The sequence below is a fragment of the Massilia sp. Mn16-1_5 genome, assembly GCF_004798585.1.
Lineage (GTDB): Bacteria > Pseudomonadota > Gammaproteobacteria > Burkholderiales > Burkholderiaceae_D > Telluria.
Map to the genome: position 1 here is coordinate 121,068 of NZ_PPXQ01000004.1, position 13,258 is coordinate 134,325.

The window sequence follows — 13,258 nt, forward strand, 5'->3', positions numbered from 1 at the left end:
AAAGCCGATGACTTCGCCTCCGCACGATCCTGCACCCGCCACACCCACCGCCTCCGCCCTGGGCGAAGCGATCGAGTCCAGCGTCTTTTCCTTTCTCCAGCACCGCATCCGCGACGTCATCTTCGTGCTCGAGGTGACGCCGCCGGAACGCTACCGCTTCATCTACGTGAACGCGGCCTTCGAAGCGACTACCGGCATTCCGCCTTCGGCGGTGGTCGGCAAGTGGGTCGAGGAAGTGATCCCGCCCGAATCGATCGCCCTGGTGCGCATGAACTACCGGCGCGCGCTCGACAGCGGCGCCAGTGTTCACTGGGACGAAATCTCGGAGTATCCGACCGGGCGCAAGGTGGGCGAAGTGACGGTGACGCCGGTTCCTGCAGCGGACGGCAAGGGCAGCATGTTGATCGGCACGGTGCACGACGTGACCGAGCGCCACCAGGCCCAGGCGCGCCTGGGCGAGCTGGAAGAACGCTCGCGCCTGGCGCTGGAGGCCGCGGGCGCGGGCTCTTTCGACTGGCATGCCGCGGACAATCTGGTCTTCGTCTCCGAGAAATGCCGTCAGCTGCTCGGCTTTGCCTCGGACAGCTACGACCTCGACACCCTGAAGCTGCCGCGCCTGGTGCATCCCGACGAGCTGCCGCTGGCGCTCTCGACGCTCGCCGGGCTGCGCGCGGGCGCCACCGACACCTTTTCGCTGGAACTGCGCATGCGCCACCTGTACGGGCACTGGATCTGGCTGCGCTGCCAGGGCCGCGCCATGCGCGGCGCGGACGGCCGCCTGGCCCGGGTCTTTGGCGCCTGCTCCGACATCACGCGTGCGAAGGAGGCCGAGGAAGCGATGGAGCGCGCCTCGCTGGTGTTCGCGCACAGCAGCGATGCGATCGCCATTTCCGACAGCGCCGGCCGCATCATCATGATCAATCCGGGTTTTACGCGCATGCGTGGCTACGAGCGCGACGAAATCATCGGCCAGACCGGCGAGGTCTACGACGCCGGCATGGAGCGCGAGGGCCGCCACGAGGCATTGCGCCTGCAGGCGCTGCAAACGGGACACGCCCAGGGCGAAGTTTGGAGCCGCCACAAGGATGGCCACCCGATCGCCGAGCAGCGCTCGCTGACCGCGGTGCGGGTCGCCGACGGCGCCGTGCGCCATTACATCGAGATCGCTAGCGACATCACCAAGGCCAAGAAGGACGAAGAGCTGCTCTGGCGCCAGGCGAACTATGACAGCCTGACCGGCCTGCCGAACCGCCACCTGTTCCTCGACCGGCTGCGCCAGGCGATCCGCAACACCCACCGCGGCGAGCACCCGGCCTTCTCGCTGCTGTACATCGACCTCGATCAGTTCAAGGAAGTCAACGACACGCTCGGGCACCCGGTCGGGGATCAGTTACTGAAAGAGGCGGCCCAGCGCCTGCTGCGCTGTACGCGCGAAACGGACACCGTGTCCCGGATCGGCGGCGACGAGTTCACGGTGCTGCTGGTCGACCTCGACAGCCTGGACAACGAAGATCCGCACGTGATCGAGCGCGTCGCGCACGATATCATCAGGGCGATGTCGGAGCCGTTCCTGATCGAGGGCGAAACCCTGCACGTCTCGGCCAGCATCGGCGTGACGCACTTTCCGGCCGACGGCGGCGACGCCGACAGCCTCCTCAAGCACGCCGACCAGGCGATGTACGCGGCCAAGCACCTGGGCCGCAACCGCTTCGCCTACTTTTCGCCGGCGATGCAGGCGCGCGCCCAGGAGCGCCGCCGCACCAGCGAGGAACTGCGCCAGGCGATCGCACGCGAGGAGCTGCAAGTGCACTACCAGCCGATCGTCGAGCTGGCGACGGGACGGATCGTCAAGGCCGAGGCCCTGGTGCGCTGGCGCCATCCGGAGCGCGGCTGGGTCAGTCCGGTGGAATTCATTCCGCTGGCCGAGGAGACGGGCCTGATCTTCGATATCGGCGAATGGGTCTTCCGCACGGCGGTGACCGACGCTGCGCGCTGGCTGGGCGAGGGACGCGAGATCCAGGTCAGCATCAACGTCTCGCCGCTGCAGATCGCCAAGGGCGGCACCAGCTTCGCACGCTGCATGGACTTCCTCGCATCGCAGCGCCTGCCGCGCCACGCGATCGTGGTCGAGGTCACCGAAGGCACGCTGCTGCAGCACGACCGCAACGTGGAAGAGCGCCTGCGCGAACTCGAGGAATACGGACTGGCACTGGCGCTCGACGACTTCGGCACCGGCTATTCCTCGCTCTCCTACCTGCAGCAATACCGCTTCGAATTCCTGAAGATCGACCGCGCCTTCGTCGGCAACATGCAGACCGGCAGCCGCCAGCTGGCCCTGTGCCGCACCATCATCGCGATGGCGCATACGCTGGACATGCGTGTGATCTCGGAGGGTATCGCCGACGAACAGGCGGCCGAGCTGCTGCGCAACGCGGGCTGCGACTATGGCCAGGGCTTTTATTTTCACCAGCCGATGCCGGCGGCGTCATTCGAAGCGCTGCTGCGAGCGCGCGACCTGCCGGCGCGGCATTGAGCGTAGTTCAGCGCAGGTCGGCCGTCTCGTAATAAACCGTCCCGGTCGCCGGCACCTGGCGCGCCAGCGCCGGCAGGTCGGCCTCCACGCCTTGCTTGGCGACCTCGACCGGACCGGCGGCCGGGCGGCCGAGCAGCACGATGTGCTCGAAGTCGGGCCGGCTGTCGACCAGCTTCACCAGGAAGCGGCCGACCGGCAGGTAGCGCGCGACCGTCTGCACGGCCGGCTGCGGCGACAGGGTGCGGTACAGGAGCACCTTCTCGACGACCAGCGCCGCATCGCGTTCGCGCGTGACGCCCTCGCGTTCGAAGTGGCCCTCGACCACGTTGGCGCGGAAGTTCTCCAGCGGCCGTGCACTGTCGGGCGCCAGCCGGTGCAGGGCGAAGGCTTCGGGTTCCAGCGTCCACAGGGCGGTCTTGCCGTCCAGGCGGGTGCGCATGGCGCGCTCCAGCGCCGGATCCGCGAAGCGCACTTTCAACACGACCTGGTTGTCGTGCGGCGCATGAAACAGCGGCAGGTGCGAGGCATACAGGCCCTCGCTGCCGCCGAACAGCACCATGCCGTGCACGCCGTGGCTGGGCTCGCGGGCGGCCAGTTGGAAGGGCAGGAGGAACAGGAAGAGGACGAGCAGGCGGCGTGCGAAGTGCATGGTGAACGATGGCCAAGGATGAAACCGTGCATGGTAGAAGTCATCGGCGCACGAGTAAAGACAATTCGCCGCTTGAACAACTGGCTGATCGTCACGTGATGCGCTATGCTGCTGCCCCGATCGAAGAAACGCGGCGAGGAAGCATGGTGGAGAAAGACGAGGCGCAGGAACCGGAAAACGCATTGGAGCGCCTGCCGCCCCTGCTGGCGACGACCCTGTCGGGCGCTGACGCCCAAAGCAAGCTGGAGGCAAGAGCGCGCCGCGACGCCCAGATGCGCGGCGTCGCGTCGATCGAGGCGATGCGCGCAGCGATCAAGGACGCCTCGCGACACTTGCCGGCCCTGGCCGCCATCCCGCGCCTGGGCAAGCTCGACGCCGCCGCTTTCCGCCGCAAGGCCGCGGAGGGTTTGCCTTTCCTGATCCCGGGGCTGGCCGCACGCTGGCCGCTGGCTGCGCTCACTCCGGAAACCCTGCGCGAACGTTTTCCGGCGCTGCCGGTGCGCGCCCGCGTCGGCGACTACGTCAACACGGCCTTCGCGCCGGACCGCGCGATGCAGGACATGTCGATGCGCGACTACCTCGACCTGGCGGCCAGCGGCGCCGAGGAACTGCCGCCTTACCTCGGCAACCTGGAATTGCGTGAACTGAACCGCTACTGCCACTGGCCGGCGTACTTCGACAAGCCCGGCCCGCCGCGCTTCTGGCTGGGCCCCGCGGGCACGGTAACGCCGCTGCATGCCGACTACGACGACAACATTTTTGTACAGATCTGGGGCAGCAAGCGCATCTTCCTGGCGCCGCCGCATCACGACGTCTTCCTGTATCCGAAGGAGGCGAACGCGCTGCTGTTCGGCTCACCCTTCGATCCCGAAGCGCCGGACTACGAACGCTTCCCGCTGGCGCGCCAGGCGGCGCTGCTCGAACTGACGGTGCAGGCGGGCGACCTGCTCTACGTGCCGGCCGGCTGGTATCACCAGGTGCGCTCGCTGACGTTTTCCCTGTCCTCGAACCGCTGGTCGCGCACCAGGCCGATGTTGCTCGACACGGCGCAGCGTGGAGGCGGGACTCCACCCTACGCATCGAGATAATCGTAGAGTGGAGTCCTGACTCCACGCGTTTCGCAATGTAGCCCGAAGGCCTAACGGTTGTCGTCGCGCTCGTCCACCTCGCGCTGGGTGCCGGTGTGCTCCGGCACGCGTGCGCGCGGCAGGTGCCAGTCGAAGCGTACGGCCAGCATGCGCAGGCCGAAGCAGAGCAGGGCGCCGGCGATCGCGGTCGGCGTGGTCGGCAGGTGCAGCGCGTCCCCGATCACGACGACCGCGGCACCGGCGAGCGCAGCCACCGCGTAGATGTCGGACCGGAACACGGCCGGCACGTTCGACAGCAGCACGTCGCGCGCGATGCCGCCGCCGATCCCGGTGAGCATGCCGAGCAGGGCCGCCATCATCGGCTCCAGGCCATACACCAGCGCCTTCTGCGCGCCCGCCACGCAGAACAGCGCCAGCCCGACGGCGTCGAAAAACAGCACGGGACTGTGCAGGCGGTTGATCAGCGGGTACCAGAAGAAGATGACGACGCCGGCCAGCATCGAGACGGCGAGGTAGCGCCAGTCGCTGATCGCAGCCGGCGGCGCCGCGCCGATCAGCAGGTCGCGCACGATGCCGCCCGAGTTGGCGGCGACAAAGGACAGCACCAGCACCCCGAAGATGTCGAGGCGGCGGCGCGCGCCGGCGGTGGCGCCACTGAGGGCGAAGACAAAGGTGCCGACCAGGTCGAGGGTCAGCACCAGGGTTTTCATGGCGGCTCCCATGTCGAGGGAGAGGACGTCAAACACGATTACGGGCCTTGTTCATTGCGTTGCGTGGAACGGAACCCGTCATGATAACGCCCCGCGCCGTCCATACAAAACAAAAGGCTGTAGGGTGGGCATTCATGCCCACGCAGTACAACGCATGCATCTCGAAATGCAAGCGTACGACCGCGTGCGCACAAGTGCGCACCCTACTTTATTGCTGTGCGACGGCGACTGGCACGTCCAGCGTGATCGCCTTCAGGCCCAGGGCTGCGCTGCTGTCCTGGCGGATGCGGTTGGCCAGCGCCGGATCGTTATTGAGCTTCTGGCCGTACGAAGGCACCATCTCCTTCATCTTGGCCTGCCAGCCCGGGGTCTCCAGCTGGCCCTTGAAGGCCGACTGCTTGAGCACCTTGAGCATGATCGGCGCGGCGGTCGAGGCGCCCGGCGAAGCGCCGAGCAGGGCCACGATGCTGCCGTCGGCGGCGCCCACGACTTCGGTACCGAACTGAAGCAGGCCGCCCTTCGGCGAATCTTTCACGATCTGCACACGCTGGCCGGCGGTGGCCAGGGTCCAGTCTTCCAGCTTGGCGTTCGGCAGGTATTCCTTCAGCGTCGCCAGACGGTCTTCGGGATTGAGCATGACCTGCTCGACCAGGTACTTGGTCAGCGGGATGTTGTCGTAGCCGGCCTGCATCATCGGACGGATGTTACCGGTGCCCATCGAGGCCGGCAGGTCGATCCACGAACCGTTCTTCAGGAACTTGGTCGAGAAGGTGGCGAATGGCCCGAACAGCAGGGTCTTCTTGCCGTCGATGATGCGGGTGTCCAGGTGCGGCACCGACATCGGTGGCGAACCGACCGAGGCCTTGCCGTAGACCTTGGCGTAGTGCTGGTTCACGAGTTCCGGGTTGTTCGTCACCAGGAACTGGCCGCCGACCGGCACGCCGCCGTAGCCTTTGGCTTCCGGGATGCCCGACTTTTCCAGCAGCGGCAGTGCGCCGCCGCCGGCGCCGACAAAGACGAACTTCGCGCGCACGGTCTGCAGCTTGTCGCTGGCCAGGTCCTTGACGGTGACGTTCCAGATGCCGTCGACGCCGCGCTTGATGTCGCGTACTTCATGGCGCAGGTGCAGGCCCATGTGCTTCTTCTCGGTCAGGTTCCGGACCATGGTGCGGGTCAGGGTGCCGTAGTTGACGTCGGTGCCGATTTCCATGCGGGTCGCGGCCACCTTCTGGTTCTTGTCGCGGCCGTTCATGACCAGCGGCGCCCACTTGGCGATCTGGGCGTGGTCTTCGCTGTACAGCATGCCCTTGAACAGGTTTTCCTGCTGCAGGGCGGCGTAGCGCTTGCGCAGGAAGTTGACGTTCTCGTCGCCCCACACGAAGCTCATGTGCGGCACGTTATTCACGAAGCTGCGCGGGTCGGCGATGTAGCCCTGGCGGACCTGGTAGGCCCAGAACTGTTTCGACACTTCGAACTGCTCGTTGATGTCGACCGCTTTCTTGGTCTCGATCGTGCCGTCCGGCAGGTCGGGTGTGTAGTTCAGTTCCATGAACGCGGAGTGGCCGGTGCCGGCATTGTTCATCGCGTCCGAGCTTTCGGCGGCGACGGAATCGAGGCGCTCATACATCTCGACCTTCAGGTCGGGCTGCAGTTCGGTGAGCATGGTGCCCAGGGTGGCGCTCATCACGCCGGCGCCGATCAGGAGCACGTCGGCTGGCTTGTCGCTGCCGGCGGGTGGCGCTTTCTCGCAGGAGGCGAGCATCGAGCAGGCGAGTACAACTGGAAGCAATTTACGCATGAAGCTGATTTCCGAATAATTCTGATTGCAGGGATGTGTGGTCTCCGTTGCAGTCGGTGGGTGCGTGTCGCCCCAGCCTTGTTATCGGGAATCATTCTAAGCGTAAACATTACATTTATGTAATATCGGATACTACTGATCGCCATGATGTACCCGGGCGGGGATTGATCCGCCGGGTACCCCGCCCCGGGCGGCAGGCGCGGCGCCGGCACGCCGGGCCAACGTCATGCTCAGTACCGTCCCCGCCGCGAGGCAGGCGGCGATACACAAGGCGGCGGCGACGAACGCGTGGGCAATCGCCGCCGGGTCCGTACGGCCGGCCAGCACCGTGTAGAACACGCCGCCGATCAGGGCGACGCTGAGCGCCGTGCTCACCTGCAGGGTCGAACTGGCAATGCCGGCGATCATGCCGGCGTAAGCCGGGGCGACGCGGCCGGTGATCATGCGCATCAGCGTTGGAATCCCGAGCCCCTGTCCGAAGCCGATCGCAAAGAGCAGCACGGCCAGCGGGCCGGATGCGGGCGCCACGCCGCCTGGTGCCGCAGCGATCAGCCAGGCGAGGCCGAGTACCCCGGCCGTTTCCAGTCCCATGCCGATCGGGTTGACCCAGTCGCCCAGGAAGCGCCTGCAGAAGGGCGTCGATAGCGGTCCGAGCAGGTAGCCCAGGCCGAAAGGCAGGAAGGCCAAGCCCGCGTCGAGGGCGCTGGTGTGCAGCGCGTTTTGCAGGTACACCGAGAACAGCAGGAAAAAGCACCCGATCGAATAGAACGACACCGCGACCAGCAGCGCGCGGCCCAGCCCGGGCGCGCGCAAGGCGGCGGGGTCGACCAATGGTGCGCCGCCGCTGCGCGCCAGGCGCGTTTCGTGGCGCCAGAACAGCGCCGCCAGCACCGGCGCGGCGGCCAATGAGATCCAGGACCACAAGGGCCAGCCGGCCTCGCGCCCTTCGGTCAGCGGCACGATCAGCAAGGCCAGCGCGAGCATCGACAAGCCCATGCCGGCCGGATCCAGTCTCCCGCGCGCCTGGCTGCCCACCTTCTTAAGGAGGGGAAGGCCGAACGTGATGACCAGGATGGCCACCGGCAGGTTGACGAGGAACACCATGCGCCAGCCCATGCCGAACAGGTCGAGCGAAATCAGGACGCCGCCGAGGGCCTGCCCGATCACCGCGGCCAGGCCGAACACGGCGCCGTACAGGCTGAGCGCAAGCGGCTTTTCCGACTCGGGGAAAATCGCCTGGACCGAGGCCAGCGCCTGAGGCGCCATGATCGCCGCGGTGACGCCCTGCAGGGCGCGTCCGGCGACCAGGGCCCAGGGCGACCAGGCCAGGCCGCACAGCAGGGACGCGGCGCTGAAACCGATCAGCCCGAGGAAGAACATGCGGCTGCGGCCATACAGGTCACCCAGGCGTCCGCCCGTGATCAGGGTGACGGCATACAGCGCGGCGTAGGACGAGATGACCATCTGTTCGGCCGAGGACGAGGTGCCGAGTTCGGCCTGGATCGACGGAAGGGCGACGTTGACGATGAAGAAGTCGAGCGGCGGCAGGAAGGAGCCAACCAGCAGCACGATGAACATGGCCCAGCGCCGCGGCTCGGGAACTGCTGCATTTTGTTGAGACATGGGTGCTCCTTACGGAACCATTCGGTTCCAAAATGGGTAAAAAAAGGTGGTTCAGTCGAGGGCGCGCAGCGCGATGTCGACCAGCGCAAGCATGTCGCTCTCCGACGCTCCGGTTTTTCCGAGCACGCGCATGCCCTGGACCTGGCAGACCAGGAAGCGCGCCAGCGCCTGCTCGTCGCCCTCGCGGAACTCGCCGCTCGCCTGGCCACGCACGATCGCCCCGGCGTACAGCTGTTGCAGGCGCCGGAACATGCGCCCGGTCCGTTCCGCGATGTCCGCATCGTGGGCGGCCGACTCGGTGGCCATGGCGACGACCAGGCATCCGCGCCGGCCTGCATCGCCCGACGAGAGCGCGACATAGCGCAGCAGCGATGCGTGGATCGCGGCCCTGGCGCTGCCCGGCTGGGACAGCAGGTCCGCGGTCGCCTTCAGGCCGGCGGCCATGTACTGGTCCAGCGCCGCCAGCAGCAGTCCCTTCTTGTCGCCGAACGCCTTGTACAGGCTGCCGCGCGACTGGCCTGTGCCTTCGATGAGGTCGGGCAGGGAAGCCCCTTCATAGCCGCGGTCCCAGAAAACGTTCATCGCAGCGCGCGCCGCGTCGTCGAGCGCGAATTCGCGCGGACGGCCTGGCCCTTCCTGACTTGCCATGATTGTCCTCCCTGCATCACTATATATGAACCGATTGGTTCCGATATTATCACCGACTTCTTCGGGTCGCAAGCGCTTGCGACGAACGCCGTGCCAGAAGCAGCGCGGAGAGGAGGAAGTAGAAGGCCCCGAAGCCCGCGTATCCTGCGAGGACGGTGATCGGCGGCGCGACAGGCATCCGGGCCTGCGCGAGGAAGAAGGCGCCGGCCAGCGCCGATTGCGCGCCACTGAGGATCATCGCCCATTGGGCGCCATTTTTCGTCCAGCGCAGCTGGGCCGCCCGCAGTTGCAGCAGGCCCGAGAGGATGGCCCACAGGCCGAACACCGCGAACACCTGGTGCATGTCCGGCACGACAAGGGCGAGCAGGAGGGCGACGAGGCCACTGACGACGAGGTTCACGAGCTGCGTCCGATTGACCGCGAGTCCGCCGCTGCGGCGGCCGTCGAGGAAGTTGGCGGCCGCGTCCCACGCGGGGTAGCAGACCAGCAGGATGGCGCCGGCGATCGGGGAGCTGCGGGCCGTGGCCACGAGCGCCAGGACCCAGGCGATGGAGAATGCGGCGCGGGTGAAGTAGTAGCGCTTGAGCCAGCCCTCCTGGCGGGCGCGATCGGGAACAGCATCGGGACGTTTCATTGTTTGCTCCTTGAGTTGGATGTCGATGTAGCGTGCGGTGCGGGATCAGATGCCGGCGTACCACTCGTAGCCGCGGTCTTCCCAGTAGCCGCCCTTGCCGCCCCAGAGCGCGTCGAAGCTGCCAACGACCTCGATGCGCATCAGGTACTTGGCCTGCTTGTAGCCGAGCTGCCGTTCGACGCGCAGGCGCAGCGGCGCACCGTGCCCGACGCCGAGATCGGCGCCGTTCATGCCGTAGGCAAGCAGGGTTTGCGGGTGGAAGGCGTCGACCAGGTCGATGCTCTCGTAGTAGCGCCCGCTGCCATCGAGCGTCTGCTCCAGCTCGTCCGCGCAGTGGAAGACCACGTAGCGTGCGCCCGGCAGCAGGCTGACCGAGCGCAGCAAGAACGCGAGCGGCACGCCCGTCCACTTGCCGATCGCGCTCCATCCCTCCACACAGTCGTGGCGCGTGATCTGCGTACGCGAGGGCATGAGTTTGAGTTCGCGCAGCGAGAAGGCGCGCGGCCGCGCCACCATGCCGCCGACCTGCAGCTTCCAGTCGGCGAAGCCGTTGGCGAGCAGCGCCGCATATTCCTCGCTGTCGGGCATGCTCGTGCCGTTGACGCGGAAATGCGGCGAAATGTCGGCCTCGCCGAATTCGCGGGCCAGCGCGCCGCGGCCCAGCAGCAAGCGCTGGGCCTGCAGGGTCAATCGTTCGGTGCCGCGCAGGGCAGTGCCGACGTCGGCGCTCTGCCCGGGCAGGTCGCAGCCGGCAAGGGCCAGGACGCCGGCGCCGAGGAGGAAGCGGCGCCGGCCTGGATGGACGTCATTCATGGATCGACTCCTTCGTGATTGCATAGCGCCCAGTTACCATCGAGCGCAGGTTGTTCCACAGCCCCGACACGATCACCATCGCGATATGCACGACGACGAACAGGACCAGGAAGCTGGCGGTAATGAAGTGCAGCGTGCGCGCGGACTGGCGGCCGCCGAACAGGTCGAGCAGCCAGGGACAGGCCGCGCCGACGCCTGGCGACATGGTCAGCCCCGTGAGCACCATCAGGGGAAGCAGCACGCCGATCACGCCGAGGTAGCTGAGCTTCTGCAGCGCGTTGTAGTGACGCGCCCGTTCGTCTTTCGGAAAGCGCAGGCGGGCGTGCTCAACCACTTCATGCCACAGGTGCGCAGGCCGCAGCTCGCCGCGCCGCGGCATCAGGTCGCGCCGCAGGTGTCCGCTGAACAGGCTCCAGGCGAGGTAGGCCAGGCCGTTGAGGACGAAGCACCAGGCGAAAAGGAAGTGCCACTGGCGACCCGCGGCCAGGTGCTGGTAAGCGGGAAGGGTCAGCCAGCCGGGAAACGCGCGCCGGACCTGGTCAGCGCCGGAGTGTGATACGCCGAGTACGCCCGTCGTGGTGAGCGAGATCGCACCGATGCGCAGGAAACCGGCCGCGTCGCCGTGCGTGGTCGTCGTACCGATCTCGAGGACGGCGTCCCCGGCCTCGGCGCCGGCCTGGCCCCAGTACAACTGCGGCCAGGCGTTGAATATCTGTAGCCCGCTTGCCAGCAGAAAGCAGAGGCAGACGGCATTGAGCCAGTGGGTCAGGCGCGTCGGCAAGGAGTGCCTGCGGATCATGACGATCCTTCGCTGCGCGTGCCCCGGCGCTGCTCGCCCGTTGTCGGAAAGGTGGTTTTTCATGGGATCTCCACGTCTGGCGGCAGGCGCGCAAAGCGGGCAATGCCGTTCGGGACGGGGACCGGGCCGGACCACATGGGCCCGGTACCGGTCCGAAACTTACATCGGCGGCACGACGCCGTTGGTGCCGACCACGACCTGCTGGGCGACGAGGCCGCCCCTGGCGTCCTTCATGGCCGGGACAAAGACGACGGCGCCGGGCTTCAGGTCGCCGGGCGTTGCCGGGCCGAGGGTCACGATCGGGGTGCCATCCGGAATCGCGATCTTCTTCTCCTTGCCGTGGTAGGAAACCGTCACGCTGTGGCCGTCCACATCCTTCACGGCGTTCGCGACCGTCGCGTTCGTCATATTGCTGTTCGGCTTGAGGTCCCATGCGTAGCTGCCCTCGCCGAGGCCCTTCATCGCGGGCGGGAAGACGAGCACCTCGAGCGCGCCGTCGCCGCCGGCGGCCTTGGGCAGGGAGGCGATCCCGACGAATGCGCCGGGCTTGATGTCCGCCATGCTGGCACGGGAAACACCCGCTACTTTCCAGCCTTCGGCCAGCGTGATGTTCAACTTCTTGCCGTCGCGGCTTGCGACCACCAGGGCATTGCCTGCCAGCGTGACGACTTTGCCGCGCACGTTGGCCTTGTCGGCAGCCTGGTCCGCGGCCTGGGCTGCAGGCAGCAGGGAAGCCATGCCGGCGCCGAGGACAGTGGCAAGGGCGAGGGCAGGGGAGAGACGACGGAACATGGATTTTTTCATGATATACCTACTAGAAGGTAGAGTGGGTGCTGCAAAAAATACCGATCCGGGGCGATATCGACGGGATCGGTAACGGTACTGTGCCGGCCTCGGGCCGCACAGCAAATTCCTATATGCTCAGCAGGGCCTGGACAGGCGCTCCAGCTGGGTCCTCGCGATCGTGCCGAAGACCGCGGTATCGCCGTAAGCGCGGGCCGAGAGCATGGCGCCGTGAACGCTCGCCATGAAGACCTCCGCCTCGACCTGGGGAGCATGGGTCAGGTGGATCGATCCCTGCTGCGCCCCGCGCTCGAGCACCGAGGCGATCCAGCCCGACAGGAAACGGAAATACGCGCGCACTTCCACGGCCACCTCTTCGGGCAGGACGGGCAATTCGCCGGCCAGCAGCGCGCAGACGCAGAACGGTGCACTGAAGTCGCCGATGCAGCGTTCCCAGTGCCCGACGTAGGCGCGCAGTTGTTCCAGCGGATCCGCTATGGCCTGCTGCATGCTGGCGACGCCTTCGGCGGTGCGCTCGCGGTGCTGCACGACGAGCGCCTTGACGAGGTCGACCTTGCTCGAGAAGTGATGATGGATGCTGGCCTTGCGGATGCCGACCACTTCCGCGATGTCCGCGTAGCTGAATCCGTTATATCCGCCGGCGACGATCAGGCCGCGTGCGCAGGCCAGGATCTCTTCCGAGGTGTTGGACAATTTGTTCATGCAGGCATCCTACCTTCTAGTAGGTGGAGGTGTCAAGCGCCAAAGGCCGTCGTGGACAAAGACCTGCTTTCCTTATTGCGGTCGTGGAAACGCTAAATCCCGCGCGATCGTTTGCGGTCCACGATCCGGCGGGAAATAGACACGGCGGACAAGCTTGTGATGATCGGAACGACGAAGCCCACGGTCGTTACAAGCGTCTGGTGTTCCGTGTACGGTACTGGCGCCAGTGCCCAGTCCGCAACGGCTAATCCCGCGATGCAGGCCGCCATTCCGATCAGGCGATAAGGTCTCGCGGCCCTCCAGAAAAGCAGAAAGAGAACGCAGAGCGCTACCGACAGAAGCTGGGCGTAGATCGAGACGAGCACTTCTTCGCCATGGGCTTGGGCAATCTGGCTCGTCGCAGCCAGGCAAAGAAAGCCGAGGCAACGCTTGTGTTTCAAATACGCCTCCTCGACCG

General features: G+C 66.5%; 13 protein-coding genes. 2 read left to right on the plus strand and 11 right to left on the minus strand.

The features are described from left to right. Positions 1–7 precede the first annotated feature (7 nt). Positions 8–2,533: an EAL domain-containing protein gene (locus C2862_RS05895; protein ID WP_136219181.1), complete on the plus strand. Its 2,526-nt coding sequence runs from the start codon at positions 8–10 to the stop codon at positions 2,531–2,533. 7 nt (positions 2,534–2,540) lie between these two features. Here C2862_RS05895 and C2862_RS05900 read toward each other — a convergent pair whose 3' ends face one another. Beyond that, positions 2,541–3,182: a hypothetical protein gene (locus tag C2862_RS05900; RefSeq protein ID WP_136219182.1), complete on the minus strand. Its 642-nt coding sequence runs from the start codon at positions 3,180–3,182 to the stop codon at positions 2,541–2,543. Positions 3,183–3,325: 143 nt separating this feature from the next. Between C2862_RS05900 and C2862_RS05905 the strand changes: the two genes are divergently transcribed. Beyond that, complete coding sequence (locus tag C2862_RS05905) at positions 3,326–4,270, plus strand: cupin-like domain-containing protein (RefSeq protein WP_136219183.1); 945 nt, start codon at positions 3,326–3,328, stop codon at positions 4,268–4,270. 50 nt (positions 4,271–4,320) lie between these two features. Here the strand turns inward: C2862_RS05905 and C2862_RS05910 are convergent, their stop codons facing one another. The 10 genes from C2862_RS05910 to C2862_RS05955 form a co-directional block, all read right to left on the minus strand. Further along, a complete protein-coding gene (locus C2862_RS05910; RefSeq protein WP_229467309.1) occupies positions 4,321–5,016 on the minus strand; it encodes a trimeric intracellular cation channel family protein in 696 nt (231 codons plus the stop codon). Positions 5,017–5,188: 172 nt separating this feature from the next. Then, positions 5,189–6,778 carry a malate dehydrogenase (quinone) gene (mqo, locus tag C2862_RS05915; RefSeq protein WP_136219184.1) on the minus strand — a complete coding sequence of 530 codons (1,590 nt, stop codon included), beginning with the start codon at positions 6,776–6,778 and terminating at the stop codon, positions 5,189–5,191. Positions 6,779–6,910: 132 nt separating this feature from the next. Further along, the gene (locus tag C2862_RS05920) at positions 6,911–8,401 is read right to left on the minus strand and encodes an MFS transporter (RefSeq protein WP_136219185.1); all 1,491 of its coding nucleotides are present in this window, start codon (positions 8,399–8,401) and stop codon (positions 6,911–6,913) included. Between the two features lie 51 nt (positions 8,402–8,452). Then, positions 8,453–9,049 carry a TetR/AcrR family transcriptional regulator gene (locus C2862_RS05925; RefSeq protein WP_136219186.1) on the minus strand — a complete coding sequence of 199 codons (597 nt, stop codon included), beginning with the start codon at positions 9,047–9,049 and terminating at the stop codon, positions 8,453–8,455. Positions 9,050–9,098: 49 nt separating this feature from the next. Further along, positions 9,099–9,683 (minus strand): DUF308 domain-containing protein, encoded by a 585-nt coding sequence (locus C2862_RS05930; protein WP_136219187.1) that lies wholly within the window; start codon positions 9,681–9,683, stop codon positions 9,099–9,101. A gap of 45 nt (positions 9,684–9,728) precedes the next feature. Beyond that, complete coding sequence (locus C2862_RS05935; protein ID WP_136219188.1) at positions 9,729–10,496, minus strand: molybdopterin-binding protein; 768 nt, start codon at positions 10,494–10,496, stop codon at positions 9,729–9,731. Next, complete coding sequence (locus C2862_RS05940) at positions 10,489–11,295, minus strand: cytochrome b/b6 domain-containing protein (protein WP_210735896.1); 807 nt, start codon at positions 11,293–11,295, stop codon at positions 10,489–10,491. The genes C2862_RS05935 and C2862_RS05940 overlap by 8 nt, the downstream gene beginning before the upstream one ends. A gap of 159 nt (positions 11,296–11,454) precedes the next feature. Beyond that, positions 11,455–12,087: a hypothetical protein gene (locus tag C2862_RS05945; RefSeq protein ID WP_136219369.1), complete on the minus strand. Its 633-nt coding sequence runs from the start codon at positions 12,085–12,087 to the stop codon at positions 11,455–11,457. 129 nt (positions 12,088–12,216) lie between these two features. Beyond that, positions 12,217–12,801 carry a TetR/AcrR family transcriptional regulator gene (locus C2862_RS05950; protein WP_136219190.1) on the minus strand — a complete coding sequence of 195 codons (585 nt, stop codon included), beginning with the start codon at positions 12,799–12,801 and terminating at the stop codon, positions 12,217–12,219. A gap of 92 nt (positions 12,802–12,893) precedes the next feature. After that, on the minus strand, positions 12,894–13,241 hold the full coding sequence (locus tag C2862_RS05955) for a hypothetical protein (protein WP_136219191.1): 348 nt from the start codon (positions 13,239–13,241) through the stop codon (positions 12,894–12,896). Between the last annotated feature and the right edge of the window lie 17 nt (positions 13,242–13,258).